The organism is Micromonospora sp. MGP-C2 (genome assembly GCF_057766525.1).
The window spans coordinates 5,757,190-5,783,838 of record NZ_JBYMEN010000002.1 but is presented as its reverse complement, the minus strand read 5'-3'; the positions used below and the strand labels follow the sequence as shown (position 1 = coordinate 5,783,838).

At 72.1% G+C, this 26,649-nt stretch carries 25 protein-coding genes; 9 read left to right on the top strand and 16 right to left on the bottom strand.

Annotated elements, in window-relative coordinates; all coding sequences use genetic code 11:
- Positions 1–68 precede the first annotated feature (68 nt).
- The 7 genes from AC3CF1_RS26640 to rimP form a co-directional block, all read right to left on the bottom strand.
- Positions 69–1,127 carry a DHH family phosphoesterase gene (locus AC3CF1_RS26640; RefSeq protein WP_099851286.1) on the bottom strand — a complete coding sequence of 353 codons (1,059 nt, stop codon included), beginning with the start codon at positions 1,125–1,127 and terminating at the stop codon, positions 69–71.
- Entirely contained in the window at positions 1,124–1,624 is a 501-nt protein-coding gene (rbfA, locus tag AC3CF1_RS26635) for a 30S ribosome-binding factor RbfA (RefSeq protein WP_088946707.1), read from the bottom strand. Before rbfA ends, AC3CF1_RS26640 begins: the two co-directional genes overlap by 4 nt.
- Before the next feature lie 126 nt (positions 1,625–1,750).
- Positions 1,751–2,047, bottom strand: a complete 297-nt coding sequence (locus tag AC3CF1_RS26630) for a DUF503 domain-containing protein (RefSeq protein ID WP_088946706.1) — start codon at positions 2,045–2,047, stop codon at positions 1,751–1,753.
- 90 nt (positions 2,048–2,137) lie between these two features.
- On the bottom strand, positions 2,138–5,167 hold the full coding sequence (infB, locus tag AC3CF1_RS26625; protein WP_328849509.1) for a translation initiation factor IF-2: 3,030 nt from the start codon (positions 5,165–5,167) through the stop codon (positions 2,138–2,140).
- 93 nt (positions 5,168–5,260) lie between these two features.
- Positions 5,261–5,593, bottom strand: a complete 333-nt coding sequence (locus AC3CF1_RS26620) for a YlxR family protein (protein WP_088946704.1) — start codon at positions 5,591–5,593, stop codon at positions 5,261–5,263.
- A gap of 16 nt (positions 5,594–5,609) precedes the next feature.
- Positions 5,610–6,653: a transcription termination factor NusA gene (gene nusA, locus AC3CF1_RS26615; protein WP_088946703.1), complete on the bottom strand. Its 1,044-nt coding sequence runs from the start codon at positions 6,651–6,653 to the stop codon at positions 5,610–5,612.
- Positions 6,650–7,339 (bottom strand): ribosome maturation factor RimP, encoded by a 690-nt coding sequence (gene rimP / locus AC3CF1_RS26610; protein WP_088951521.1) that lies wholly within the window; start codon positions 7,337–7,339, stop codon positions 6,650–6,652. Before rimP ends, nusA begins: the two co-directional genes overlap by 4 nt.
- A gap of 230 nt (positions 7,340–7,569) precedes the next feature.
- Here rimP and AC3CF1_RS26605 point away from each other — a divergent pair, with 230 nt between their 5' ends.
- The 7 genes from AC3CF1_RS26605 (at position 7,570) to AC3CF1_RS26575 (ending at position 14,021) form a co-directional block, all read left to right on the top strand.
- A complete protein-coding gene (locus tag AC3CF1_RS26605; protein ID WP_488452134.1) occupies positions 7,570–8,022 on the top strand; it encodes a hypothetical protein in 453 nt (150 codons plus the stop codon).
- Positions 8,019–8,456, top strand: coding sequence for a ferritin-like domain-containing protein (locus AC3CF1_RS26600; protein WP_488451527.1), 438 nt, complete (start codon positions 8,019–8,021; stop codon positions 8,454–8,456). Before AC3CF1_RS26605 ends, AC3CF1_RS26600 begins: the two co-directional genes overlap by 4 nt.
- 52 nt (positions 8,457–8,508) lie before the next feature.
- Positions 8,509–9,111 carry a PadR family transcriptional regulator gene (locus tag AC3CF1_RS26595; RefSeq protein ID WP_354981117.1) on the top strand — a complete coding sequence of 201 codons (603 nt, stop codon included), beginning with the start codon at positions 8,509–8,511 and terminating at the stop codon, positions 9,109–9,111.
- A complete protein-coding gene (locus AC3CF1_RS26590) occupies positions 9,108–9,842 on the top strand; it encodes an ABC transporter ATP-binding protein (RefSeq protein WP_488451526.1) in 735 nt (244 codons plus the stop codon). Before AC3CF1_RS26595 ends, AC3CF1_RS26590 begins: the two co-directional genes overlap by 4 nt.
- Positions 9,839–12,610: an FtsX-like permease family protein gene (locus AC3CF1_RS26585; protein WP_488451525.1), complete on the top strand. Its 2,772-nt coding sequence runs from the start codon at positions 9,839–9,841 to the stop codon at positions 12,608–12,610. Before AC3CF1_RS26590 ends, AC3CF1_RS26585 begins: the two co-directional genes overlap by 4 nt.
- Before the next feature lie 83 nt (positions 12,611–12,693).
- Positions 12,694–13,194: a nitroreductase/quinone reductase family protein gene (locus tag AC3CF1_RS26580; protein ID WP_488451524.1), complete on the top strand. Its 501-nt coding sequence runs from the start codon at positions 12,694–12,696 to the stop codon at positions 13,192–13,194.
- A 92-nt stretch (positions 13,195–13,286) separates the two neighbouring features.
- Positions 13,287–14,021, top strand: a complete 735-nt coding sequence (locus AC3CF1_RS26575; RefSeq protein WP_354981119.1) for a nucleotidyltransferase domain-containing protein — start codon at positions 13,287–13,289, stop codon at positions 14,019–14,021.
- A 6-nt stretch (positions 14,022–14,027) separates the two neighbouring features.
- Here AC3CF1_RS26575 and AC3CF1_RS26570 read toward each other — a convergent pair whose 3' ends face one another.
- A complete protein-coding gene (locus AC3CF1_RS26570) occupies positions 14,028–14,741 on the bottom strand; it encodes a VIT1/CCC1 transporter family protein (RefSeq protein WP_088946695.1) in 714 nt (237 codons plus the stop codon).
- A 55-nt stretch (positions 14,742–14,796) separates the two neighbouring features.
- The gene (map, locus tag AC3CF1_RS26565) at positions 14,797–15,654 is read right to left on the bottom strand and encodes a type I methionyl aminopeptidase (protein WP_088946694.1); all 858 of its coding nucleotides are present in this window, start codon (positions 15,652–15,654) and stop codon (positions 14,797–14,799) included.
- A 95-nt stretch (positions 15,655–15,749) separates the two neighbouring features.
- Here map and AC3CF1_RS26560 point away from each other — a divergent pair, with 95 nt between their 5' ends.
- A complete protein-coding gene (locus tag AC3CF1_RS26560; RefSeq protein ID WP_172861968.1) occupies positions 15,750–16,064 on the top strand; it encodes an STAS domain-containing protein in 315 nt (104 codons plus the stop codon).
- Positions 16,065–16,085: 21 nt separating this feature from the next.
- Here the strand turns inward: AC3CF1_RS26560 and AC3CF1_RS26555 are convergent, their stop codons facing one another.
- The 6 genes from AC3CF1_RS26555 to AC3CF1_RS26530 all read right to left on the bottom strand — a co-directional run bounded on the left by AC3CF1_RS26555 (position 16,086) and on the right by AC3CF1_RS26530 (position 24,925).
- Positions 16,086–19,745 carry a SpoIIE family protein phosphatase gene (locus AC3CF1_RS26555; protein ID WP_488451523.1) on the bottom strand — a complete coding sequence of 1,220 codons (3,660 nt, stop codon included), beginning with the start codon at positions 19,743–19,745 and terminating at the stop codon, positions 16,086–16,088.
- Between the two features lie 193 nt (positions 19,746–19,938).
- The gene (locus AC3CF1_RS26550; protein ID WP_088946691.1) at positions 19,939–20,490 is read right to left on the bottom strand and encodes a pyridoxamine 5'-phosphate oxidase family protein; all 552 of its coding nucleotides are present in this window, start codon (positions 20,488–20,490) and stop codon (positions 19,939–19,941) included.
- Positions 20,491–20,537: 47 nt separating this feature from the next.
- Positions 20,538–21,236, bottom strand: a complete 699-nt coding sequence (locus tag AC3CF1_RS26545) for a gamma-glutamyl-gamma-aminobutyrate hydrolase family protein (protein ID WP_488451522.1) — start codon at positions 21,234–21,236, stop codon at positions 20,538–20,540.
- Positions 21,237–21,409: 173 nt separating this feature from the next.
- Positions 21,410–22,177: a 3-oxoacyl-ACP reductase gene (locus AC3CF1_RS26540; protein ID WP_488451521.1), complete on the bottom strand. Its 768-nt coding sequence runs from the start codon at positions 22,175–22,177 to the stop codon at positions 21,410–21,412.
- 5 nt (positions 22,178–22,182) lie between these two features.
- Entirely contained in the window at positions 22,183–23,538 is a 1,356-nt protein-coding gene (locus AC3CF1_RS26535) for an aldehyde dehydrogenase family protein (RefSeq protein ID WP_488451520.1), read from the bottom strand.
- Between the two features lie 22 nt (positions 23,539–23,560).
- Positions 23,561–24,925, bottom strand: a complete 1,365-nt coding sequence (locus AC3CF1_RS26530) for a glutamine synthetase family protein (RefSeq protein WP_099851258.1) — start codon at positions 24,923–24,925, stop codon at positions 23,561–23,563.
- Positions 24,926–25,016: 91 nt separating this feature from the next.
- On the opposite strand from AC3CF1_RS26530, the gene AC3CF1_RS26525 reads away from it, so the two are divergent.
- Positions 25,017–26,162 carry a PQQ-dependent sugar dehydrogenase gene (locus tag AC3CF1_RS26525; RefSeq protein ID WP_488451519.1) on the top strand — a complete coding sequence of 382 codons (1,146 nt, stop codon included), beginning with the start codon at positions 25,017–25,019 and terminating at the stop codon, positions 26,160–26,162.
- 68 nt (positions 26,163–26,230) lie between these two features.
- Here the strand turns inward: AC3CF1_RS26525 and AC3CF1_RS26520 are convergent, their stop codons facing one another.
- Complete coding sequence (locus tag AC3CF1_RS26520) at positions 26,231–26,644, bottom strand: hypothetical protein (RefSeq protein WP_354981126.1); 414 nt, start codon at positions 26,642–26,644, stop codon at positions 26,231–26,233.
- Positions 26,645–26,649 lie beyond the last annotated feature (5 nt).

The following is a 26,649-nucleotide window of genomic DNA, read 5'->3' as shown; positions in this document are numbered from 1 at the left end:
CGGGAAGACCAACACTCCCCGGAGCTGACCCTGATCTTCGGGACCGACCGACGGCGACGAACGCCGTGTCAGCGTGCGGAGCGGACCAGCGCCGCGTCCAGCTGGCCGCGGATCGACTCCACCACCTGCTCGACGGTGCCCCGACCGGTGAAGCCGGCCGCGAACGTGTGACCACCACCGCCCAGCGCGACAGCGACCCGGCTGACGTCCACCGCGCCCTTGCTGCGCATCGACACCGCCCACTCGCCCGACGTGGTCTGCTTCAACACACAGCCCACATCCGCCTCGGCCGTGCAGCGCACCGAGTCGATCAACGCCTCCAGCACGTACGGACGCTGGTCGTGCCTGGCCAGGTCATCGAGAGTGGCGAAGGTCCAGACCAGCCCCCTGCCACCGGCAGCGCTCGGCTCCAGCTGCGCACGGCCGAGCACCTCACCGAAGAGCCGGACCGCGCCGAAGGGCCGGGTGTCGAAGACCCGCCGGGAGATGTCACCGGGCGAGATGCCGGTCGCCAGCAACCGGGCGGCCATCTCGTGCACCGCCGGGGTCGTCGCCGCGAACCGGAACGAACCAGTATCCGTGGTCAGGGCCACGTAGAGGCACTCGGCGATGGCCCGATCCACCACGACCCCGAGCCTAGCCAGCAACTGCTCGGCCACCACCGACGTCGCCGCGGCGCCCGGGTCGACCAGGTTGACGGTGCCGAACCCCGGATTGGAGGCGTGGTGGTCCAGCACCAGCGCCGCACCCGCCGACGACAGCCGCCCGGCCAACTCGCCGAGGCGCGACTCGCTCGCCGCGTCGAAGCAGATCACCAGATCAGGTGCGACGTCCGCGGCGTCCGCCGGGACCAGCAACTCGAGGCCGGGCAGCCCGTGGAACGGCTCCGGCACCTCCGGCGGCCCCGGGAAGGTCGCCTGCACCTCGCGTACGCCGAGTTGCCGCAGACCCAGACCGAAGCCGAGCATGCTGCCCAGCGCGTCGCCGTCCGGATTGACATGACAGATCAGCAGCACCCGGCCGTTCGGCGGGACAGCCCGCAGCAGCGCCTCGGCCGCAGCCCAGTCCAACTCGGCGGGAGCGACCCCGGCCGCCCCGGCGAGCGGGACGCTGGCGGTGCTCGTCACCGCGTTTCCCCACCCCGCGGGGTCTCCTTGACGTCGGTGGCCTCCTCGGCCTCGTCCGTCTCGTCGTCCTCGTCCGTCTCGTCGTCGACCCGGTACGGCTGGGCCTCGCCCGCGTACTTCGCCTGGGCGGCGAGCCGCTGCACCTCGGCGTCGGCGTTGCGGGCGGCGGCGAGCAGGTCGTCGATGTGCTTGACCTGGTCCTGAACGTCGTCGAGGACGAACGTGAGGGTCGGCGAGTGACGCAGCCCGAGCGCCTTGCCGACAGTGCTGCGCAGCAGCCCCTTGGCGCTCTCCAGAGCCGCCGCGGTGTCCGCCTGGGCCACCGAGTCACCGAGCACCGTGTAGAAGACCGTCGCGTCGCGCAGGTCAGCGGTAATCCGGGCATCGGTGATGGTGATCATCCCGAGCCGCGGGTCCTTGATCTGGCTCCGCACCACCGACGCGACCAGCTCACGCACCCGTTCCGCGTGCCGGCGTACCTTGGCCGGATCAGACATCTCGCCACCTCCACGGCGTCCTGCTCCCGGCCGACCCGGCGACCCGGGGGCCGCCGGCCGACCGGCCAACATCTCGAACACTACCTTCGCGGCCGCACCGGCCGCCCGGCACAGCCGGCACCGTGGTCAGTCGTCGTCCACGCCGTACAACCGGCGTCGAACCGACAACAGCTCGACCTCGGGACGGCCGGCCACCAGGCGCTCACAGGAGTCGAGCACCTCGCGGACGTGCGCCGTCTCGGCGGCCACCACGGCCACCGCAATCTGCGCTCGACCGTGCAGGTCGAGCGCACCCACCTCGGCGGCCGACACCTCGAAGCGGCGCAGCGCCGCCACGATCGGCCGTACATATGATCTCTTGGCTTTGAGCGACCGGGAGTCACCCGGCAGCAGCAGGTCGAAGACCGCGGTTCCGGTAAACATCGCTCCGGACGATACCGCCAACCCGCCCCGCATGATCAAGGGGTTTACGCCGTACGGCGTAAACCCCTTGATCAGCGTGTCACTGCCGGATCAGGCGCGAACCTTTTCCCGCATCTCGAAGGTCTCGATGACGTCGCCGACCTGGACGTTGTTGTAACCACCCAGGGTCAGACCACACTCGAAGCCCTCGCGAACCTCGGTGGCGTCGTCCTTGAACCGCTTCAACGAGCTGATCGTGAGGTTGTCCGCCACGACCGCCCCGTCTCGCAGCAGGCGCGCCTTGGCGTTGCGCCGAAGGACACCCGACCGGACGATGCAACCGGAGATGTTGCCGATCTTGGACGAGCGGAAGACGTCGCGGATCTCCGCGCTGCCCAGCTCGACCTCCTCGTACTCCGGCTTGAGCAGGCCCTTGAGCGCCGCCTCGATCTCCTCGATGGCCTGGTAGATGACGGTGTAGTACCGGATCTCCACGCCCTCGCGGTCGGCCATCTCACGGACCTTGTTGGAGGCCCGCACGTTGAAGCCGATGATCGTGACCGGCTCGGACGAGGCACTCGCGAGCATGACGTTGCTCTCGGTGATCGCGCCCACGCCACGGTCGAGGACCTTGAGCTGGACTTCCTCGGGGATGTCCAGGTTGAACAGCGCGTCCTCGAGAGCCTCCACCGAACCGGAGACATCGCCCTTGAGGATGAGGTTGAGCGAGGTCTTCTCGCCCTCCTTGAGCTGCTCCATGAGCGTCTCAAGGGTGGCCCGACCACGGGAGTTGGCGAAGGACGCCGCCCGCCGCCGTGCCTGCCGCTGCTCAGCGATCTGCCGCACCGTGCGGTCGTCCGCCGCGGCGAGGAACGTGTCGCCCGCGCCGGGAGGCGCGGTCAGACCCAGCACCATGACCGGACGCGCGGGCCCAGCCTCGGTGAGCTGGTTGCCGTTCTCGTCGAGCATGGCCCGAACCCGGCCGTGCGCCCCACCGGCGACGATCGAGTCGCCTGCCCGCAGGGTGCCCTTCTGCACCAGCACCGTCGCCACCGCACCGCGGCCCTTGTCCAGGTGCGCCTCGATGGCCACACCCTGGGCCGGCCCGTCGATCGGAGCGGTCAGCTCCAGCGACGCGTCGGCGGTCAGCAGGACAGCCTCGAGCAGCTCCTCGATGCCGATGCCCGGCTTGGCTGCCACGTTGACGAACATGGTCTCGCCGCCGTATTCCTCGGCGACCAGGCCGTACTCGGTCAGCTGCTGGCGGACCTTGTCCGGGTTGGCGTCCGGCTTGTCGACCTTGTTGACCGCGACCACGATCGGCACGTCGGCCGCCTTGGCGTGGTTCAACGCCTCGATCGTCTGCGGCATCACACCGTCGTCGGCCGCGACGACCAGGATCACGATGTCCGTGACCTGGGCACCACGAGCACGCATGGCGGTGAACGCCTCGTGACCCGGGGTGTCGATGAAGGTGACCGCCCGGTCCTCGCCCTCGTGCGGGACGTGGACCTGGTACGCACCGATGTGCTGGGTGATGCCACCCGCCTCACCGGCTACGACGTTCGCCTTGCGGATCGCGTCGAGCAGCTTGGTCTTACCGTGGTCGACGTGACCCATGACGGTCACCACCGGCGCACGGCTGACCAGACGCTCCTCGGCCACCTCCGCGTCGAGGTCGATGTTGAACTGCGCGAGCAGCTCGCGGTCCTCGTCCTCCGGGCTGACGATCTGGATGTCGAAGCCCAGGTGCTCACCCAGCAGGTGCAGGGTGTCGTCAGAACAGGACTGGGTCGCGGTGACCATCTCGCCCAGGTTGAACATCTCCTGGACCAGCGAACCCGGGTTGGCGTTGATCTTGTCCGCGAAGTCGGACAGCGAGGCGCCACGGGAGAGCCTGACGATCTGACCCTGACCCCGGGGAGCACCCGAGCTCATGGTCGGAGCCGACAGGTTGTCGAACTCCTGTCTGCGCTGCTTCTTGGACTTGCGACCGCGCGTCGGCCGGCCACCCGGACGCCCGAAGGCACCCGCAGCGCCGCCGCCACGGCCACGACCACCCGCACCCGGGCGACCGCCACCACCGGACGGAGCACCCGGACGGAAACCGCCACCGGGAGCACCGCCACCGCCGCCGGGACCGCCACGGTAGCCACCGCCACCGCCGGCACCCGCGCCGCCACCAGGGCCGCCTCGGTAACCGCCACCGCCACCGGCGCCACCGCCGGGACCGCCACGGAAGCCACCGCCGCCGCCACCGCCACCGGGACGACCAGCGCCGCCGCCACCGGGGCGACCAGCGCCACCGGGACCAGGGCGACCGGCAGCCGGACGCTGACTCGGCATGGACGCCGGGCTGGGCCGCGGCGGCATCGAGTTCGGGCTCGGCCGCGGCGGCATGCCCGCCGGGCTGTTGGGACGGGGGCCACCCGCACCAGCGGCCGGGGGCCGCTGCTGCTGGCCACCCTGGATGCCGAACGGGTTGTTACCGGCGCCACGCGCCGGCGGGCGACCACCAGGTCGGGCACCCGGACCCGGAGCCGGCGTGCTCGGACGAGCTGCCGGTGAACCGGGACGAGGGGGCATCGCGGCCGGACCCGGCCGAGGGCCGGGGCGGTTGCCGCCGTCTGCCGGGGGCTCCCGGCGTACGGGGTTGTCCCGCTGCTGCTGGCGGGCGGCCTGCGCGGCCTTGACCGCGGCCTCCTGCTCAGCCTTCAGCGCGGCGGCACGCGCCTCCGCGGCCGCCACCTCGATGTCGTGGGCACTCGCCGGCTTGGCGACCGGAGCCGCGGGCTGCGGTGCACCAGGCACCGGACCCTTCGGCTTCGGGCCGGGAGCCGGCGCGGTCGGCCGCCGGGGCGGCATCGGCTTGGCCGAAACCCGGGGCGCGCCCGGGGTCGGGGCCGTCGTCGGGGTCGGGGTCGAAGCCGGCGTCGACGCGGGCGCCGACGGGGCGGCGGCCGGTGCCGGAGCACCGGCGGACGCGACGAATGCGTTACGCAGTCGCCGGGCGACGGGCGCCTCGACGGTGCTCGACGCGGACTTCACGAACTCGCCCATTTCCTTCAGCTTGGCGAGAACGGTCTTACTCTCGACCCCGAGCTCTTTTGCAAGCTCGTGTACGCGGGCCTTGCCTGCCACTGCACTCCTCACTCCGAGGTCGTGCGGGCAGCACCCGCAGCGACCTCACTCGTGCACTTGAAGCCTGGTCATTTCAGGGACTTCATCGTGTGCTCATGTCGGTCGTCCTACCCTGCTAGCGACCCTCGCCCGGTCGGGCTGACCGGACGTAGTGGTTGGCGCATCGACGTGCTCCGCCAGCACACCGTGGTCAAGGACCTCGGTGATGCGCAACGCACGCCCGAAGGCGCGGCGCCGCACCGCCAGCGCGAAGCAGGCCGGATCCGGGTGCATGTTCGCTCCCCGACCCGGCAGCCTGCGAAGCGGATCAGGCCGGAGACTGTAACCAGCCTCGTCCCTGACCGCGACTATCCGCAGCAATTCGCTGGCCGGCGCACGTTGCCGGCAACCCACACAGGTGCGCTCCGGCAGCGCGCGTCGTACCACTGGAGGAAGTCTACCCCTAGCTGCCCGAGATCGCTCCGCCCGGCTCCCGCACGTGATCAGCCGACCCTCGCGCGGCCGGGGCGGTCTGCTCCGCATCCGAGCGAATGTCGATCCGCCAACCGGTCAAGCGGGCAGCGAGTCGGGCATTCTGCCCCTCCCGACCGATGGCGAGCGAGAGCTGGAAGTCGGGGACGGTCACCCGGGCGGCCCGGTTGGCCAGGTCGACCACCTCGACCCGCAACGCCTTGGCAGGTGACAACGCGTTGCCGACGAAGGTGGCCGGGTCGTCCGACCAGTCGATGATGTCGATCTTTTCGCCGTGCAGTTCGCTCATCACGGCGCGCACCCGCTGGCCCATCGGGCCGATGCAGGCGCCCTTGGGATTCACACCGGGGGTGGTGGAGCGTACGGCGATCTTCGTACGGTGACCTGCCTCACGGGCGATCGCGCCGATCTCCACAGTGCCGTCGGCGATCTCCGGCACCTCCAGCGCGAACAGCTTCTTGACCAGCGCCGGGTGCGACCGGGACAGGGTGATCTGCGGCCCGCGCATGCCCTTGGCCACGTGCACCACGACGCAGCGGACCCGCTCACCGTGGGCGTACCGCTCACCGGGCACCTGCTCGGACTGCGGCAGCACACCCTCCAGCTTGCCCAGGTCGACGCTGACGATGCCCTTCTCGGTGCGCGTCTCGTGCGCCTGCACCACGCCGGTGACCAGGTCACCCTCGCGGCCCACGTACTCACCGAAGTGCACCTCGTCGGTGGCCTCCCGCAGACGCTGGAGGATCACCTGCTTGGCGGTCATGGCCGCGATGCGGCCGAAGTCGTGCGGGGTGTCGTCCCACTCCCGCACCAGGCTGCCGTCGGCGTCCATCTCCTGCGCGTACACCAGGGCGGCGCCCGACTTACGGTCGATCTCCACCCGGGCGTGCGGCTCGGCGCCGTCGGTGTGCCGGTAGGCGGTCAGCAACGCGGTCTCGATCGCCGCGAGAATCGTGTCGAACGGGATCTCCCGCTCGCGCTCGAGTGCGCGCAGCGCCGCGAGGTCGATGTTCACCTCTCCTCGTCCTCCACATCATCTTCGTCGTCGATGTCGTCTGAATCGTCGATCTCGTCTGAATCGTCCGCGTCGTCGAACTCCTCGTCCGGCTCACCGAGTTCGGCGAGCCGGGTGAACTCGACCTGCACGCGGCCCGGGCCCAGCTGGGCGTACGCCCAGGAGGTGCGGCCGTCCTCGGTCTCCAGCTGCACGCCCTCGTCGTCGGCCGCGATCACCCGACCGGTCAGCTGGCGGTCGCCGGTGGGCTGCTCGCCGCGCTGTTCGGGCAGCGCGGCCGCGCCCCGGACGGTGACCTTGACCAGCCGGCTCACGTTGCGCCGCCAGTGCCTGGGCAGGGTCAGTGGCCGGTCGACGCCCGGCGAGCTGACCTCCAGCTGGTATTCCCCGGCGACGATGTCGCCGCCGGCTTCCTCCGCGGCGTCCAGCGCGGCCGAGACCGCCCGGGAGACGTCCGCGACGGCGTCCAGGTCGATCCCGCCGTCGGCGTCCACCATCACCCGCACCACGTGCCGGCGACCGGCCCGGGAGACCGTCAGGTCCTCCAGGTCGTAGCCGGCGTCGTTGACGACCGGCTCGATCACAGCTCGTAGTCGGGCACGTCGCCCGGCGAGATCACCACCGCGAGGACCCGCGGCATCACGGGGTCGACCTGTCGGCCTGGTGGCACGGCCACGCTGCGTCATCTCCGCACCCTTTCCCTGGTCGACGGTGATCGGCCGTCCCGCCATGCCGGCACGCCACCGGAGCGGACACGCCGGTGGCTGCGCAGAGCGTAACGCGCCTGCCCGGCAGCGGACCGGGCGGCGCACCGACGCCGGTCGCCCCTGGACTGACGCCGATGGTGTTGACTTGCCCGGTGGGGATCGGCAGAACGACACAGCGCGACCAGGCATCCGGACATTCCCGGCGAAAGTTGCTGCGCGGCGGAGCGCTGCTGGTGCTCGGCGGCGTCGCTGCGCCGCTGACCGGCTGTGATCTTTTCGACCGTGACGACCAGCCGGCGCCACCACCGGACCCGCTGCGCCCGATGGTGGACGAGTCACTGGCGCTGGCCGAGGCGTACCGGAGTGCGGCCACCGCTCATCCCGACCTGGCCGACCGGCTCGGCCCGATCGCCGAGGCGCACACCGCACACGCCACCGAACTGGCCCGGGTGATCGGCGTCGCCCTGCCGTCGGCGGCGGCCACCTCCCCCACCACCGCCCCGGCGGCCGAGCCGGCCGGCGCGCTCGCCGCACTGCGCGCCCTGGAGAAGACCGCCCAGCAGTCCGCCACCCAGGCCTGTGCCGCAGCGCCAGCGGAACGGGCCGCGCTGCTCGGGTCGATCGTCGCCGCCCGAGCCACCCACCAGGAGGCACTGAAGTGAGGCAGCCGTCCTCCGGCGAGGCCCTTGCCTCCGCCCTGTCCGCCGAGTACGCGGCCATCTACGCCTACGGGCGGATCGGCGTCCGGCTCACCGGCGCCGCCCGCGAGGCGGCGCACCAGGCGGAGGCCGCGCATCGACGCCGACGCGACACCCTCGTGGTGCAGCTCACCACCGCCGGCGGCGTCGTGCCTCCGGACCGCGCCGGGTACGCGCTGCCGTTCCCGGTCACCGACCGGGCGAGCGCCCTGCGGCTCGCCGCCGAGGTCGAGGAACGCACTGCAGCGCACTGGCGGGCGGCTCTGGCATCCACCACCGGCGCCGACCGGGACCAGGCGTTGGCGGCCCTGGTCGAGTACGCCGTGCGCGCCACCCGGTGGCGTAAGACGGGCGGGTCGAGCCCGCTGACTGTCCCGTTTCCCGGACGTCCGGCCTGAGCGGGTCCACTCCGGTTGCGGTGCGCATACCAGGTATGCATACTCCGTTGCCATGTCCATCCGTCACGGGTTGCTCGCCCTGCTCGAACGCGGCCAGATGTACGGCTACCAGCTGCGCGCCGCGTTCGAGGAGTCGACCGGCTCGACCTGGCCGCTGAACATCGGGCAGGTCTACACCACGCTGTCCCGGCTGGAGCGCGACGGTCTGGTGCGCCCGCTGCCGGAGAGCGAGGCCGGGCAGCGCCCGTACGAGATCACCGACGCCGGCCGGGCGGACCTGGCGCTGTGGTTCGCGACCCCGGTCAGCCGAACCGACCGGCCCCGCGACGAGCTGGCGATCAAGCTGGCGTTGGCGCTGACCACCCCCGGCGTCGACGTCCGCTCCGTGGTGCAGGGCCAGCGCAGCGCGACCATGCGGGCCCTGCAGGAGTTGACCCGGTTGAAGTACGGCAGCAACCGACCGGAGGACCTCCCCTGGCGCCTCGTGCTGGACTCGATGGTGTTCCAGGCCGAGGCCGAGGTGCGCTGGCTGGACCACTGCGAGACGAGCCTGGTCCGGCACCAGCCCAGTGATCAGGCACCCGCACCTCCCCGACCGGGTGACGCCGATGCACGTGCCGCTGCCAGATGGGCCGGCGAGGAGGCGCGACGGTGAGCGGGTCGGACGACGCGGTGCTGGAACTCCGCGCCGTCCACCGCACCCACGGCGCCGGACCGGCGGCGGTGCACGCGCTGCGCGGCGTCAGCCTGGCCGTCCGGCCCGGTGAGCTGGTCGCCGTGATGGGGCCGTCCGGCTCCGGCAAGTCGACGTTGCTGGCACTCGCCGGAGGGCTGGACCGCCCGACCGGCGGCGAGGTCCGGGTCGAGGGACAACCGCTGGGGGCACTGGACCGCCGCGGGCTCGCCCAACTGCGTCGCCGCCGGATCGGCTACATCTTCCAGCAGCTCAACCTGCTCGGCAGCCTGAGCGCACTGGAGAACGTGGCGCTCCCGCTGGAACTCGACGGCACCAGCGTCCGCCGGGCCCGGGCGCTGGCCATGGCGGCGCTCACCGAGGTGGGTCTGCCCGCACTGGGTGACCGCTTCCCCGACCAGCTCTCCGGCGGCCAGCAGCAGCGGGTGGCCATCGCCCGCGCACTGGTGGGAGAACGCCGACTGGTGCTCGCCGACGAGCCCACCGGGGCACTGGACTCGCAGACCGGTGAGGCGGTCCTGCACCTGCTGCGCCGCCGGATCGACGCGGGCGCCGCCGGGGTGCTGGTCACCCACGAGGCGCGACATGCCGGCTGGGCCGACCGGGTGGTGTTCCTCCGCGACGGGGTGCTGGTCGACACCACGGCACCGTTGGGCAGCGTGGAGCAACTGCTGTCCGGCAGCGACCGGTGACCATCCGCCGGACCAGGCAGGCCCCTGGCCGGGTGGACGCCCCCACGGCGGAGCCGGTCGAACCACCCGCTCTCGTCGGCCGGCGGCGGATCGCCGAGCTGACCGGCTCCTGGCGGGCGGCGCTGCGCATCGCCCGGCGGGAGTCCCGTCGGGCCCGACGACGGACCGCCCTGGTGCTCGCGATGATCGCCCTGCCGGTGGCGGCGCTGGCCTTCCTGGCGGCGAGCTACGACATGGCCGAGCTGACTCCGCAGGAACGCGTCGACCGCCGGCTCGGCGTGGCCGACGCGGAGTTGCGCTGGATCGCCGACAACCCGGTGGGACAGGACGAGCGGGGTGAGGGCTGGTTCACGCGGGACGACACGTACCTGCCTCCCGCGAAGGCCACCGCGGCCCAGTTGACCGCGCTGCTCGGGCCCGGAAGCCGGGTCACCGAGATACGCACGTACATCGCCCTGACGCTGCGGGGTCCACACCGCGACGAGGAGGTGACCGGGCGGGCGCTGGACCTCGACGACCCGTTGGCCCGCGCGCTGGTGCGGTTCCGGGCCGGCCGGGCGCCGCAGCAGCCCGGCGAGGTCGCGGTCAGCCCGGCGGCGCTGCGTCGCCTGGACCTCCACCTCGGCCGTGCCGTCGCCGTGGCCGACGGAAGCAGGGCGTACACAGTTGTCGGGGTGGTCGAGTTCCCCGACGATCTCGGCCCGTTGGTGGCGTTGCACCCGGGGGCCGCGCCGCCGACCGGTCCCGAGACGGACAGCGTGTGGCTGGCGGACATACCCGGAGCCGTCGACGCCGCCCTGGTTTCCCGGCTCAACGACCGGGGGGTGGTGGTCACCCCACGTCCCCCGACCCAACCGGACCGGTCGTGGCTCGGCTCGATCAACCTGGGCGACACCAACGACCTCAGCACCGGCGTGCTGATCGCCGGCCTCGGGCTGCTGGAGGTCGTACTCCTGGTCGGGCCGGCGTTCGCCGTCGGCGTCCGTCGCCGTCGGCGGGATCTGGCGCTGGTCGCGGTGGCCGGCGGGGACGCCGCCCAGCTCCGCCGGGTCGTGCTGGCCGACGGAGTGGTGCTGGGTGTGCTCGGCGCCGCCGCCGGCCTGCTCGTCGGTGTCCTCGCGGCGTTCGCCGGTCGTCCCCTGGTGGAGCAGTACGTGTTCGGCGCGCGCTTCGGCGGGTACCGCTGCTGGCCCGCGGCGCTGGTGCTGCTCGGTGGGGTCGCGGTCCTGGCCGGGGTGCTCGCCGCGCTGGCACCAGCCTGGTCGGCCGCCCGGCAGGACGTCAGCGCCGGCCTGACCGGGCGGCGTGCCCCACCGGTGTCCCAGGCCCGCTGGCTGACTCTCGGCCTGGGACTGGTGGCCGGCGGGGCCGGACTGGCGGCGTTCGGGGCCGCCCGGACCTCACCGGCGGTGATCCTCACCGGCCTGATCCTCGGCGAGCTGGGCCTGGTGTGCTGCACGCCCACGCTGATCGGGGCGCTCGCCCGCCTCGGTCGGGTGTTGCCACTGGCCCCACGGATCGCGTTGCGCGACGCCAGCCGCAACCGGGCCGCCGCGGCGCCGGCCATCTGTGCAGTGATGGCCGCCGTCGCCAGCAGCGTCGCCCTCGGCGCGTACGTCGCCAGCGACGGCGAGCGCGACGCGCGCGCCTACCAGCCGGCGCTGCCGGTCGGCCACGTGCGGGTCGACCCGATCGAGTCGACCCGGCAGCCCACGCTGACCCAGGTCGCCGCCGCGGCCCGGGAACAGTTGGGCACCGGCGCTGTCGCCCCGCTGCACACGCTGGGCTGCGGGCCGGCGAGCACCGGCTACTGCGAGGTCACGCCCGTGCTCCCGGTGGAACAGGCCTGCCCCTGGCAGCCCGGGGACGGCCTTCCCGAGTCCGACCGCCGGCAGGCCCGCGCCGACCCCCGCTGTCGCATCCGTGAAATGGACTACTTCGGCGGGTACGTGCAGACCGGGGTGGACGACGGGACCGCTCTGCCACTGCTCACCGGCGCGGACCCGGCGACGACCGCCGCCGCCGCGGTGGTGCTGCGCGCCGGTGGCGTGGTGGTGACCGACCCGCGCTACCTGCACGACGGCCTGGTGACCGTACGCGTCAACGAGGTGGAAGCCGGACCGGACCCGCCGGCCGGTGTCCGCGACCTCCCGGGGTACGCGCTGCCCCAGGCGGTCGGCCCGCCCCGCCTGCTGCTGTCCGGGACCGCGGCCCGAGAACTCGGCCTGAGCTGGTCACCGGCCGGCTGGGTGATCGGCACCATCAGTGCGCCCGACGAGGACCATCGGAAGCGCTTCGCCGCCGCCCTGCGGTCCTTCGGGACGGTCTCGCTGAGCGTGGAGTATGGCGCTGCACCCCGCGACGTGTCACCGCTGCTGCTGCTCCTCGCGGCGGCGGCCGGTGTGATCACGGTGGGGGCGGCGGGGATCGCCACCGCGCTCGCCGCTGCCGAGGGACGCGCCGAGATGACCACCCTCGCGGCCGTCGGCGCGGCACCCGCGTTACGCCGGCTGCTGGCGATCTGCCAGGCCGGGGTCATCGCCGGGCTCGGTTCGGTGCTCGGCATCGTGGCCGGGCTCGGCACCGCCGCGATCGTGCTGTTCTCGGTCAACCGGCAGTACGCGGACGACTGGCCGTTCGCCGACCCGTACCCGATCCTGGTGCCGTGGCCCGCGCTCGGGGTCCTGGTGCTGGTGCCGGTGGTGGCGATGCTCGGGGCCGGGCTGTTCACCCGCGCCCGGCTGCCGATCGAGCGGCAGATGGACTGACCGCCGCGCAGTGGCCGGCCGGTCGGCGATCCGGGCGCGTACGGGGGTGCCGTCGGAGCCCGGCAGCGGGCAGACTGATCCGCGTGTCAGTGCTGGGAACTCTCACCCGTCGAGTCGGTCATCATCGCTGGTTCGGTGCCGCCGCACGCCTGCTGGTGCCCGCCGACCGGGTGGTCGGTCGGCTCACCCGGGGCCGGGTGGTGGCACTCGGCCTGATCCCCTCCCTGGTCATCACCACGACCGGCCGCCGCTCCGGAAAGCCACGCAGCAACCCGCTGCTCTACGTGGCCGACGGCGACGCGTACGTGGTGATCGGTTCCAACTGGGGGCAGACGCAGCAGCCCGGCTGGGCGATGAACCTGCTCGCCAGTCCGACCGCCGAGGTGGACGTGAAGGGCCTGCGGGTCCCGGTGCGGGCCGACCTGGCGTCCGGGGCCGAACGCGACCGGCTGTGGGAACTGCTGGTCACCGAGTGGCCCGCGTACCGCACCTACGTGCAGCGGGCCGGCGGCCGGGAGATCCGCATCTTCCGGCTGGTGCCGACCGGGCGCGGCGCACCGGCCGGCCCGCCGCCGGCTGGCTAGGCTGACGCTCGGTAGCCGAGGCGAGGTGGTCCCGTGAGCGCGAGGAGTGAGCCGGGCTTGCGAGCCCCGCAGTCGCGAACAAAGGCGACCCCGTGAGCGCGAGGAGTGAGCCGACTGGCGGCCGGGACCTCGATGATCGACGGTGGACGGTCGCGGAGCGGGTCGCCGAGGCGGTCCGACGGCGGTTTCCGGCGGACGTGCTCGCGGTCGCGGTGCACGGGCCCCTGGCGCACGGCGACGACGACGGCGGTGGGGACCGCGAGGCGGGGATGCTGGTGGTCACCTACCGGTCCGGCGCGGGTCCACCGCCCGCGACCCGGCGGGTGGACGGGGTGCTGGTCGACCTGACCGTGGCCGCCGCCGAGGACTACCTGGCGCAGGCCCGGGTGCTCTCCCCACTGTGGCCGTTGACCGCCGACCGGTACGTCACCACGCAGGCGTTGCACGACCCGACGGGCTGGTTGCGGACGCTGCGCGACGAGCACCTCGGCCGGTTGGCGAGGGCCCGGCCGGCGGAGTTCAGCACCGCGGCGCGGCAGGCCTGGTACAGGGGAAGCGCGGCGCACGCCCGGGCCGCCCGACTGGCCGAGTGGTACGAGACCGACCAGGCCCTGCTGATGCTCGGTGAGGCCCGGTTGGCGGCGGCCACGGTGACCGGTCTGCTGAGTCGCACCTACTTCCGTGATCCCGGGGACGCGGTACGACGCACCGGGTTGGCCGGCGCGGACATGACCGAGGTGGGTGTGGTGCTGACCCGGCAGGCCGAGGAGCTGGCCGCCCGTGGTCGTGGGGTGGACGGCACTATCGACGAGCTGCTCACCTGTTGACCGGTGTCACAGCCCGCCCTGCACGCCGATCAGCGAGCCGATGAGGTAGGTGGCGCCGGCTGCGGCGGCGCCCAGCAGCAGTTGGCGCAGGCCGCTGGTCCACCAGGGCCGGTTGGTGAAGCGGGCCACCACCGCGCCCGCGACGAACAGCCCGAGCCCGCCGACGGCCAGTGCGAGCCACAGTTCGGTGGCGCCGAACAGGTAGGTCAGTAGCGGGACCAGTGCGCCCAACGAGAAGAACAGGAACGACGAGATCGCCGCGGCCCACGGGCTGGGCTGGTCGTCGGGGTCGACGCCCAACTCCTCGCGGACGTGCACCCGCAGCGCCTCCTCGGGGTCGCGCCGCACGGCTTCGGCGACCTGGGTGGCGAGATCACGGGGAAGGCCGCGGGCCACCCACGCGTCGGCCAGCTCCCGGGCCTCGGCCTCGGGGTGCCGTTCCAGCTCCCGCCGCTCCTTGGCCACCTCGGCGGCGACCTGTTCGTTGGCGGAGCGCACGCTGGTGTACTCGCCGAGCCCCATCGAGATCGCACCGGCGACCAGGCCGGCGGAGCCGGTGAGCACGATGCTGTGCGACGAGACCCCGCCGCCGCCGACGCCGGCGATCAGGGCGATGTTGGTGACCAGGCCGTCCATCGCGCCGAAGACGGCAGGGCGCAACCAACCGCCGGAGACGTCCGCGTGGTGCGCCTCGCGCAGGGCTGCCGGGGCGTCGGTCACGGCGCCTGCCCTTCGTTCGCGACTGCGGGACTTCGCTTCGCTGCGTTCCTCGCGCTCACGGCAGGGTGAGGATCTCGTGACCGCTGTCGGTCACCACGATGGTGTGCTCGAACTGGGCCGTCCACCTGCGGTCCTTGGTGACCACGGTCCACCCGTCGTCCCACATGTCGTACTGGTAGGTGCCGAGCGTGATCATCGGCTCGATGGTGAACGTCATTCCCGGTTCCATGATGTCCGTGGGGCGCGGGCTGTCGTAGTGCGGAACGTAGAGCCCGCTGTGGAAGGACTCGCCGATGCCGTGGCCGGTGAAGTCGCGGACGACGCCGTAGCCGAACCGCTTGGCGTACGACTCGATGACCCGGCCCACCACGTTGATCTGGCGGCCCGGGGCGACGGCGCGGATGCCGCGCATCATCGCTTCGTGGGTGCGCTCGACCAGCAGTCGGGCTTCCTCGCTGACCTCACCGACGCAGAAGGTGGCGTCGGTGTCGCCGTGCACCCCACCGATGTACGCGGTCACGTCGACGTTGATGATGTCGCCGTCCTGCAGGACGGTGGAGTCGGGGATGCCGTGGCAGATGACCTCGTTGAGGCTGGTGCAGCAGGACTTCGGGAAGCCCTTGTAGCCCAGCGTCGACGGGTACGCGCCGTGGTCGCAGAGGAACTCGTGCACCACCTTGTCGATCTCGTCGGTGGTCACGCCCGGCTTGCAGTGCTCGCCCGCGAGCTGGGTCGCCTGGGCGGCGAGCCGGCTGGCGATCCGCATCTTCTCGATGGTCTCCGGCGTCTGCACGTGCGAGCCGCGCCACTCCTGGGGGCGCTTCTTGCCCACGTACTCCGGTCGGGTGATCTGGGATGGCACCGGTCGCAGCGGGGAGAGCGTGCCTGGTGTCAGCGGCGGGCGAACGGTCATGCGACAAGCCTATCGCCGGGGCGGCTGGTGACCCGCGCCACGGCCGCCCGGGAGTGGTTGTTGCCCAGCCTGGTCGGCTGTGCCATGGTGTCAGCGTGGATCAAGGTGGAGCACCGCCAGTCTTCTCCGCCAGCGCGGAGATCGATGGTGACCACCTCCACGTGGTGGTGGCCGGTGAGGTCGACATGGCCACCGCCGACACCATGCTCCAGACCGCGCTGCGCGAACCCGCCGGGCAGGTCACCCTGGACCTGAGCGCTGTCACCTTCTTCGACTCGGCCGCCATCCATGCTCTGGTCCGCCTCGCCCAGCAGTTTCCGGGCGCTCTCACCGTCCTGCCGTCCCGGCAGGTCCGCCGGGTGCTGGAGATCTCCGGCCTGGGTGAGCAGACCTGGCTCGACCCGGCCTGAGAGACGCCGCCGGGCGCACTGTCAGTCCCGCAGCTGCCGGCGCAGCGTCACCTCGGTGCCCTCATCGGTACGCCGCACAGTGAGGTCGCCCAGCGCCCTGATCAGGGACAGGCCGCGCCCCCGGAACCCGGAGTCGGTCGACTCGCGCCACTGCCCGCTGTCGCGCACGGTGGCCGTCACCGTCCGATCCTCGATGGCCACCTCCACGCTGATCATGGCCTCGGCGGGGTGGATCGGGTGCTCGATGGCGTTGGCGGCGGCCTCGGAGACCGCGACGGTCAGGTCGAACACGTCCGTCTCGTTGACAGCGTGGGCGACCAGGAAGTCCTCCAGGCGCTTACGCAGCACACTCAGCCGGGTCGGGTCCGCCGGCAGTCGCAACGCGAAACGGTTCAGCTCCACCGCCTCCAGTGCGAGGACCGCCACGTCGTCGCGGCGCGGCCGACCGGCGACCCGCTTCACCACCGCGTCGATCAGGTCCGCCATGTGCTCGCTGGGGGCCGCCGCGTCGACGCGCAGCTGGGCCAGCGCGGCGTCGATGTCGATCTGGCGGTCCTCGATCAGCCCGTCGGTGTAGAGCAGCAGCCGGCTGCCGGGCGCCAACTCCCCCTCGACCGCCTCGTACGTCGTGCCCGGGATGGCGCCGACCGGTGGACCGAGCGCCCGGTCGTGCAGGAACGTCACGTCGCCTCCCGTGATCCGCAGCGGCGATGGGTGGCCGGCGCTCGCGTACCGCAGACGGCCGGTGCGCGGGTTGAACAGCAGACAGACCACCGTGGCGAAGGATCGGCGTTCGGTGGACACGACCAGCCGGTTGAGGCGGGTCAGCGACTCCCCCGGGTCGTAGCCCTCCAACAGGTACGCCCGCAGCGCGTTGCGCAGTTGTCCCATGGCCGCAGCGGCCTGGACACCCTTGCCGACCACGTCGCCGATGACCAGCACCAGTTCGTCCTCTTCGAGGGCGATCGCGTCGTACCAGTCGCCGCCGACCTCGACGTCGGCGCTGCCGGGCAGGTAACGGCTGGCCACGACCGCTCCCGGCAGCCGAGGCAGCGACCGGGGCAGCAGGCTGTGCTGCAACGTGCTGGCGATGCGGTGCTCCGCCTCGTAGAGCTGGGCGTTTTCCAGCCGCACCCCGACCAGCCGGGCCAGCTGGGTCAACGCGGCCTCGTCGGCCTGTGTGTCGTCAGCGGCCGGCCCCCAGACCCGCAGCTCGCCGAGCGGCTTGCTTGTGGTGCCGGTCAGCTCGGCCACGAAGGACGGGTCGGTGACGGTGGCACCGCCGGTGTCCGCCTCGCCACGGGCGCCGGTCGCGGTGACCACCACCCGGGCGGCCTCGGCGAGGCTGAGCGCGTGCCCGGCGGCCACCTGGAGCACGTCGCCGGTCGAGCGGGCGGTGTTGACATCCACCGCCGCGTCGGCCAACGCCCGGAGCCGACGGATGATCTGGCCACGGAGCTGACCCAGCTCGACGTTGGCCCGGACCCGGGCGATCAACTCCTGGCCGGTGAACGGCTTGGTGAGGTAGTCGTCGGCACCGACGGACAGACCGGCGACGGCCTCCGCGGAGCCGGCCCGGGCGGAGAGCAGCACGATCGGCACATGACGGGTACGCGGGTCCGCACGCAGCGCGCTCACCAGCCCGAACCCGTCCAGCCGGGGCATCATCACGTCGGTGAGCACCAGGTCGAACCCGCCCTCGCGGGCCAGCTGCAGGCCGGCCAGCCCGTCGCTCGCGGTGACCACCTCCCAGGTGGGCGAGAGCAGCCGGGTGACGTGCTCGCGCAGGTCCACATTGTCGTCGACGACCAGGATCCGACCGGCCGGAGCGGCCGCCGTCGGTCGGCTGTCGAACTCGGCTGCCGGCTCGACGCCGGTCCACAGCGCGGTCTCCGCCACATAGAGCCGGGCCTGCTCGGGCTCACCCGCGGGCAGCGGGCGGAACGCCGCCACATGGTCGGCGGGCAGGTGGGCCGACCCGAACGGCACGGTCACCGTGAAGGTGCTGCCCCGGTCGACCTCGCTGGTCAGCCCGACCTCACCGCCGTGCATCTCGACCAGCTCCCGGACCAGTGCCAGACCGATCCCGGTGCCCTCATGGGTGCGTGCACGCACCCCCGGCACCCGGTGGAACCGCTCGAAGACGTGCGGCAACTCTTCCGGCACGATGCCGATGCCGCTGTCTGTCACGTCCAGCCGGGCCACGCCGTCCACGGCCCGGATCCGCACCCGGATCTCGCCGTCGAAGGTGAACTTGACGGCGTTGGACACCAGGTTGAGGACGATCTTCTCCCACATGTCCCGGTCGACGAAGACCGGTGCCGGCAGCGGCGGGCAGTCCACCACCAGCCGCAGCCCGGCCCGCTCGGTGGCCGAGCGGAACGTGCTGGCCAGCCGGGCGGTGTAGCCGGCGAGGTCGGTGGGCTGATAGCGGGCGGCGAGCCGGCCGGACTCCAGTCGGGAGAAGTCCAGCACGGTGTTGACCAGCTTGAGCAGGCGCAGCGCGTTCCGGTGCATCATGGTGAGACGCTCGGTGTCGGCGGCGGGCAGCGCCGGGTCGGCCAGCATGTCCTCCAGCGGGCCGAGCACGAGGGTCAGCGGGGTACGGAACTCGTGGCTGACGTTCGCGAAGAAGTTGGTCTTCGCCCGATCCAACGCCGCCAGCTCGGCGGCGCGAGCCCGTTCCTGCTCGTACGCCCGTTGAATGCCCGCCGCCCGGGAGATCTGGGCGGCGACCAGGTCGAGGAAGTCGCGGTAGTCGTCGTTGAGCGGCAGCTGGCGGGCCACGCCGACGACCAGCGCGCCGACCGTCTGGTTGGTCGCCGTGAGCGGCAGCACGAGGGCCTGACCGGCGGCGTCGGCCGGCGGTGCATCGAGCAGCTCGGTCACCTCGACCGTGGCGGGCGCGCCATCGGCGATCACCCGGGTGAGCAGCTGAGACGTGACGTCGACGGCGGGCGGGGCGGTGCCGGTGGCGCCAGACAGGGCGAGCTGGCCGCTGTCGTCGGCCAGGTAGATCAGGGCGAACGGCAGGTCCGCCTGGTGCCGGCCGAGCACCGTGGCGGCGGTCCGGCCGAGTTCGGCGGCGCTGCCGCTGTCGTTCAGCTCGGCACCCAGTTCCGCGAGCGCCCGCAGCCGACGCTCGCCGAGCACCCGCCCGGTGGTCTCGTTGACGATGCAGTAGACGCCACTGACCGAGCCGTCGTCGCCCAGGATCGGGTCGTACGAGACGTTGAAGTAGGTCTGCTCGACGAAGCCGTACCGGTCCAGCAGGAAGGGGTGATCCTCTCCGCGGTAGGAACGCCCGGTGCTCCGGACGCCGTCGAGCAGCGGGCCGAGCACCGCCCAGGTCTCCGCCCAGTGCTGGCGGGCCGGCTGGCCGATCACCTGCGGGTGCTTGGCACCGATGGTCGGCCGGTAGGCGTCGTTGTAGAAGGCGGACTGCTCGTCGCCCCAGAACATGACGATCTGTGCACTGGAGGCGAGCATCATGCCGACCGCGTTGGAGAGCGCCAACGGCCAGCGACCGGGCTCGCCGAGCGAGCTGGTGGACCAGTCGAAGCTGCTCAGCCGCTCGCCCATCTCGCCACCGGACGCGAACGCCGCTGCCAGCATCGGGGGGATCTCGCGGCCGGACACGAAGGGATGCCCGACGTCCCCGCCCCCCTGAGCCGAGCTCATGCAGCCTCCCGCTCCGGCCGTACCCCTCGACCGTTGATCTTCACCCGCCGTGCCTCGACTTGTACCCAAGCGGACCAGCAACGTAACGCATCACGACCGGCGGACGCTGTTTACCTACGCCTGGGCGGTCGGGCACCGGACAGTGCGGGCCCGAGGCGGCGTCGGACGGCGGTCGCAGAGGCGCCCCGACGCGTCAGAAGACAGGCAGCCCGTCGATGCTCGCCGCGTTCCTGGTGGCCCGGTAGACAACCAGGTCATCGGCCGTACGACGCGAGTGTGAGGTGAGCAACAGATCACGTTCGGCGCGGAAGTCCATCAATGGCACCGCGTAGCCGCAGGAGTCGCTGACCCGCTCCACCTCGACCGTGATCACCGCCCGGACGGCGTGCACGTCCGGCGGTGCGGGAAACTCGGCGAGCCGGTCGGCGAAGGCGTCCTCGGTCACGGCGACGCTGCTGCCCCGACCGTGCAACCGGACGATCTTCGGCGGCCCGTCGAAGGCACAGAACATCAGCGTGATCCGGCCGTTGTCCCGCAGGTGGGCGATGGTCTCCGCCCCGCTGCCGTGGTAATCGAGGTAGGCCACCCGGTGCGCCCCGAGGATCACGAACGTCCCCCGCATGCCCTTCGGCGAGACGTTGACGTGGCCCTCCGCGCCGGACGGAGCGGTGGCCACGAAGAAGACCGCCTGGGCCGCGATGAAGTCACGCAGTCGAGCGTCGATCTCCGGATAGACCTTGCCCATGCGCTGATCCTCCCACCGGCGGCACCAGCGCGCGGGGGCGATGTCCGTCACACCCGCTGGCCAGCGGCCCCGACCAGGGCGGTGATCGGACGAGGGTCCGGCTCGTTCTCCGGGTGCCACTGCACGCCCAGCACGAACGGTCGGGCCGGATCCTCCACCGCCTCGACCACACCGTCCTCCGCCCAACCCGTCACCGACAACCGGCCCGGGTCGGCGACCGCCTGATGGTGGTACGAGTTGACCCGGTCCACCCCGGCCAACACCGTCGCGGCCAGACTGCCCGGCGCGAACCGCACCGGATGGCTGCCATACACACCGGGCGCCGGACGGTGTGCCTCGTGACCGACCACATCGGGCAGATGCTGGTGCAGTGTCCCGCCGTAGGCCACGGCGAGCAGTTGCATCCCCCGGCACACCCCCAACACCGGCAGCTCGGCGGCGAGAGCGGCGGTCAGCAGGGTCAACTCACCGGCGTCCCGGTCCGGCCGGTCCTCGGTACGCGGGTCGGGCCGCTGGCCGTACCGCCCCGGACCCACGTCGGCGCCACCAGCCAGCAGCAGCCCGTCCAGGACGGCCACCACCTCGCCGTCCACGTCGTCCGGGGGCAGCACCACCGCCCGGCCGCCCGCCGCCGTCACCGCCCGCACGTACGCCGCCGGCACCAGCGCGGCCGGCACGCCCCTCCAGACCGCCCAGTCGGCCGGTTCGACGTACGCGCTGATCCCGATCAGCGGCCTCGCGCTCACAGGGCTGCCAAGGTTCGCGACTGCGAGGCTCGCAAGACCGGCTCACTCCTCGCGCTCACAGTGCCGGCCTCGTTCGCGACTGCGGGGCTCGCAAGACCGGCTCACTCCTCGCGCTCACAGTGCCGGCCTCGTTCGCGACTGCGGGGCTCGCAAGACCGGCTCACTCCTCGCGCTCACAGTGGGGTGACGTAGGCGCCCGTGATGCCGCCGTCGACCACGAACTGCGCGGCAGTCATGAACGAGGCGTCGTCGCTGGCCAGGAACGCCACCGCGGCGGCGATCTCCTCGGGTTGCCCGAAGCGGCCCATCGGCACGTGCACCAGCCGACGGGCGGCCCGCTCCGGGTCTGCGGCAAACAAATCCAGCAACAACGGGGTGGCCACCGGGCCGGGGCAGAGCGCGTTGACCCGGATGCCCTCGCGGGCGAACTGCACACCCAACTCCCGGGTCATCGCCAGCACGCCGCCCTTGCTCGCGGTGTACGCGATCTGCGACGTCGCCGCGCCCATCAGCGCCACGAACGAGGCCGTGTTGATGATCGACCCCTTGCCCTGGCGGCGCATGTGCGGAATCGCGTACTTGCAGCAGAGGAAGACGCTGGTGGTGTTGACCCGCAGCACCCGCTCCCACGCGTCGAGGCCGGTGTCCAGGATGGAGTCGTCGTCGGGCGGCGAGATGCCGGCGTTGTTGAACGCGATGTCCACCCGGCCGTGCCGGTCGACCACCCCGTCGAACAGGTCGCGTACCGCCGACTCGTCGGCGACGTCTGCGCGGACGAACTCGCCGCCGCACTCCTCGGCGGCCTTCTCGCCGGCCGCCACGTCGATGTCCACGCAGACCACCCGGGCCCCCTCGGCGATGAACCGCCGGACGGTGGCCAACCCGATGCCGCTGCCCGCTCCGGTGACAACGGCCACCCGGTCCTGCAATCGACCCTGCACTGGCGTCACTCCTCTGTCGCGATGAACACGTTCTTGACGTCGGTGAAGGAGTGCAGCGCGTCCGGGCCCAGCTCACGGCCGAGCCCGGAACGCTTCATCCCGCCGAACGGAGTCCAGTAGCGCACCGAGGAGTGCGAGTTGACGCTCAGGTTTCCCGACTCGACGGCGCGGGCCAGGCGCAGGGCGCGACCCACGTCCCGGGTCCAGATCGAGCCGGAGAGCCCGTACTCGGTGTCGTTGGCGAGCCGGACCGCGTCGGCCTCGTCGTCGAACGGCAACACCGAGACCACCGGGCCGAAGATCTCCTCCCGCCAGTGCCGGTCGGCTGGCGAGTCGGCCAGCAGCACTGTGGGGGCGTGCCAGAACCCGGGGCCGTCGGGGCAGGAGCCGGTGAAGGCGACAGTCGCCCCGGTCAGGTAGCCGGCGACCCGGTCGCGCTGGGCCGCGGAGATCAGCGGACCCATCTCGGCGGTGTCCCGGGACGGGTCCTCCACCCGCACCGCGCGTACCGCTGATTCGAGCAGTGCCAGGAACCTGTCGTACACCGGGCGCTGGACCAGGATCCGCGACCGTGCGCAGCAGTCCTGGCCCGCGTTGTCGAAGACCGCGCCCGGCGCGGTCGCGGCGGCGCGCTCCAGGTCGGCGTCGGCGAACACGATGTTCGCGCTCTTGCCGCCCAGCTCCAGGGTGAGTCGCTTCACCTGGGCCGCACAGCCGGCCATGATCCGGGTGCCGACCTCGGTGGAGCCGGTGAAGCAGATCTTGCGGACCGCCGGGTGGCTGACGAACCGCTCCCCCACCACCGCGCCCTCGCCCGGTACGACGATGAACACGTCGTCGGGCAGGCCTGCCTCGCGGGCCAGCTCGGCCAGCCGCAGCGCGGTCAACGGGGTCAGCTCCGCGGGTTTGAGCACCACTGTGTTGCCGGCGGCGAGGGCCGGGACGAACCCCCAGGCCGCGATCGGCATCGGGAAGTTCCAGGGGACGATCACGCCGACCACGCCGAGCGGCTCGTGGAAGGTGACGTCCAGCCCGCCCGGCACCGGGATCTGCCGCCCGGTCAACCGCTCGGGCGCCCCGGCGTAGTAGTCCAGGACGTCCCGCACGTTGCCGGCTTCCCACCGGGCGTTGCCGATGGTGTGGCCGGAGTTGCGGACCTCCAGCGCGGCCAGCTCGTCCAGGTGCGCGTCGACCACGGAGGCGAACCGCCGCAGCAAGCGTGCCCGGTCCCCGGGAGCCACCCTCCGCCACGCCTCGAACGCGGTGGCGGCCCGCGAGATCGCCAGGTCAACCTCGTCGACGGAAGCCCCCGCGACCTCCTGAAACCCCACCCCGGAAGCCGGGTCCACCAGAACCGTCACGCTCGCCCCCCTGCTCCGTCGATCACAGACGTTCGAAGCCACGGGTCAGCTCCCAGTCCGTCACCGCCGCGTCGAAGGCGGCCAGCTCCACCCTCGCCTGGTTGGCGTAGTGGGCCACCACCTCGTCGCCGAACGCCTCCCGGGCGACAGTGGAGCCCTCCCAGAGGGTCAGGGCGTCGCGCAGGGTGCCGGGGACCCGCTCGGCCTCCGGGTCGTCGTACGCGTTGCCGGTGCACTCGTCGCCCAACTCCAGCTCACTGTCGATGCCGTGCAGCGCGCCGGCGACCAGGCCGGCGATCGCCAGGTACGGGTTGACGTCGGCGCCGGGCACCCGGTTCTCCACCCGCATGCCCTGCCCGTGCCCGACCACCCGCAGAGCGCAGGTGCGGTTGTCCACCCCCCACCGCAGTGCCGTGGGGGCGAACGACCCGGGCTGGTAGCGCTTGTAGGAGTTGATGTTCGGGGCGAAGAGCAGGCTGAACTCCCGCATGGTGGCCAGCAGCCCGGCGAGCACCCGCTGCCCGGTCTGCGACAGGTGCGCCGGGCCGTCGCCGAGCATCGCCGAGCCACCGGTGCTGTCCCGCAGGGAGAAGTGGATGTGGCAGGAGTTGCCCTCCCGCTCGTTCGGCTTGGCCATGAAGGTGATCGACATGCCCTCCTGGGCGGCGATCTCCTTGGCGCCGTTCTTGTAGATCACGTGGTGGTCGGCGCAGGCGACCGCCTCGTCGTAGCGGAAGGCGATCTCGTGCTGGCCGAGGTTGCACTCGCCCTTGGCGCTCTCCGGGGTGAGCCCGGCAGCGGCCATCTCGGTGCGGATCCGGCGCAGCAGCGGCTCCACCCGGGCGGTGCCGAGCAGGGAGTAGTCGACGTTGTACTGGTTGGCCGGGGTGAGATCGCGGTAACCCCGCCGCCAGGCGTCTTCGTACGAGTCGCGGAACAGCACGAACTCCAACTCGGTGCCGGCGTACGCGGTCAGCCCGTGCTCGGCCAGCCGGTCCAACTGCCGGCGCAGGATCTGCCGGGGCGAGGCGACCACGTCGCCCGTTCCGTCGAGCCAGGTCAGGTCGGCCAGCAGCATCGCGGAGCCGGGCTGCCAGGGTGTGCGGCGCAACGTGCCGAAGTCCGGCACCATCGCGAAGTCGCCGTAGCCGCGCTCCCAGCTGGACATCGCGTACCCGTCGACGGTGTTCATGTCGACGTCCACGGCGAGCAGGTAGTTGCAACCCTCACTGCCGTTGGCCACCACCTGGTCGAGGAAGAAGGGCGCGTGGAACCGCTTGCCCTGCAGGCGCCCCTGCATGTCGACCAGGGCCAACACCACGGTGTCGATCTCGCCGGCCTCGACAGCGACCCGCAACTCTTCCAGCGTCAGTGGCGTTCTGCTCATGAGCGGGCCTCCATCACCAAGGTCTACTGGCAAACCGGATCACCGTCAATGCCCCCGGCGTGGTCGGCGGCAAACCACGCGAGGAGTTGTCATGCGTCTTCGAGCAGTCCTGACCGTCGTCACTCTCGCCATCGCGCTCGGCACGGCGGTGAGCGCCGAGGCGGGGGTTCGTACGCCGGACGGGTCGGTCACCGCTGCCGGTGCCGGCGGGTTCGACTTCGCCCAACCGGAGGTCGTCGCGACCGGGCTGGAAGCACCCTGGGGGCTCGACTTCCTGCCCGACGGCAGCGCCCTGGTGGCTCAGCGCAACCAGGGCACCGTGCTGCGGGTCCAACCCGGCCAACCGACGGTGCAGGTCGCCCGGATCGCCGGAGTGGTCGGCGGCGGCGAGGGAGGCCTGCTCGGCCTGGCCGTCTCTCCCCGGTACCGCCTGGACCGGTGGGTCTACGTCTGCTTCACCACCGCGTCCGACATCCGGATCGCGCGGTTCCGGCTGAACGCGCCGCAACGCCAGCAGGTGATCTTCAGCGGCCCCGTGCGGGCGTCCATCCACAACGGTGGACGGATCGCCTTCGGCCCCGACGGAATGCTCTACGTCGGCGTCGGTGACGCCGGTGTCCCGTCCAACGCGCAGAACCTGGCCAGCCGCAATGGCAAGATCCTGCGGATCCGGCCGAACGGTGGCGTCCCCGCGGGCAACCCGTTCCCCGGCTCGCCGGTGTTCAGCTACGGCCACCGCAACGTGCAGGGTCTGGCCTGGGACGCGCAGGGACGACTGTTCGCCACCGAGTTCGGCCAGGCCACCTGGGACGAGGTGAACCGCATCGTCCCGGGCGGTAACTACGGCTGGCCGGTCGTGGAGGGCCCGAGCAACGATCCCCGGTTCCGTGCCCCGGTGGTCGTCTGGCCACCGGCGCAGGCGTCGCCGAGTGGTGCCGCCTTCGCGGGCGGCACCCTGTTCGTCGCCGCGCTGCGGGGAGCCCGGCTGTGGGCCGTCCCGATCAGCCCCGCCGGGACGGTCGGCACACCGTCCGCCGAGTTGGTGGGCGCCTACGGCCGGCTCCGTACCGTCGAGGTGGCCCCGGACGGCTCCCTCTGGGTGGCCACCAGCAACCGCGACGGCAATGGCACGCCGAGGCCACAGGACGACCGCATCCTCCGGTTCACGACCGGCGAGCGGCAGCCGCCGCCCGCCGGTCGTGTCGGAGCCCGTCTCGCGGGCCCGGTGCAGCCCTGATCCACCGGTAGGTGGATCAGGGCTGCCTTCGCTGCCATGCTCGGCCGGACACCGGCCCCACTCTCACGTCACTTCACAGTCCCCATCGCCACCACGACATCCTCGTTGCCGGTGTACGACCAGAACACCGGCTCGTCCGAATAGCTCAGTTTCGCCTCGGCCCAGAGCGGGTGCGACGAGACCACGAACCAGTCGTGGCTGCGGGACAGCAGATAGACGCTCGAGCCGGGGTCGAGCACCAACTCGTGCAACTCCGTCAGACGGCGCGTCTGCTCCGGATCCGCCCTGCGCAGTGACAAGCCGCGCAGCACGAAGGGTGTGCAGAGATATTTCACGTCCTGGAACAACACCTCAAGCCGGTGCTCGTGCGTCGAGTTGGCATCGGCCTGAAGCCACACCTGGGTGTGGGTCCGACTCACGTGAGTGATCTGAAACAGCCGGTCCGGCGCTTCAAGCTCGGCGACGATGTCATTGCTGATCATGGATC

Coding starts and splice junctions, on each gene's coding strand:
- rbfA (WP_088946707.1), bottom strand. CDS start 1,624: ATGTCTGATCCGGCCAAGGTACGCCGGCACGCGGAACGGGTGCGTGAG.
- AC3CF1_RS26630 (WP_088946706.1), bottom strand. CDS start 2,047: ATGTTTACCGGAACCGCGGTCTTCGACCTGCTGCTGCCGGGTGACTCC.
- rimP (WP_088951521.1), bottom strand. CDS start 7,339: ATGACGCAGCGTGGCCGTGCCACCAGGCCGACAGGTCGACCCCGTGAT.
- AC3CF1_RS26595 (WP_354981117.1), top strand. CDS start 8,509: ATGTCCATCCGTCACGGGTTGCTCGCCCTGCTCGAACGCGGCCAGATG.
- map (WP_088946694.1), bottom strand. CDS start 15,654: ATGACCGTTCGCCCGCCGCTGACACCAGGCACGCTCTCCCCGCTGCGA.
- AC3CF1_RS26555 (WP_488451523.1), bottom strand. CDS start 19,745: ATGAGCTCGGCTCAGGGGGGCGGGGACGTCGGGCATCCCTTCGTGTCC.
- AC3CF1_RS26550 (WP_088946691.1), bottom strand. CDS start 20,490: ATGGGCAAGGTCTATCCGGAGATCGACGCTCGACTGCGTGACTTCATC.
- AC3CF1_RS26530 (WP_099851258.1), bottom strand. CDS start 24,925: ATGAGCAGAACGCCACTGACGCTGGAAGAGTTGCGGGTCGCTGTCGAG.
- AC3CF1_RS26525 (WP_488451519.1), top strand. CDS start 25,017: ATGCGTCTTCGAGCAGTCCTGACCGTCGTCACTCTCGCCATCGCGCTC.
- AC3CF1_RS26520 (WP_354981126.1), bottom strand. CDS start 26,644: ATGATCAGCAATGACATCGTCGCCGAGCTTGAAGCGCCGGACCGGCTG.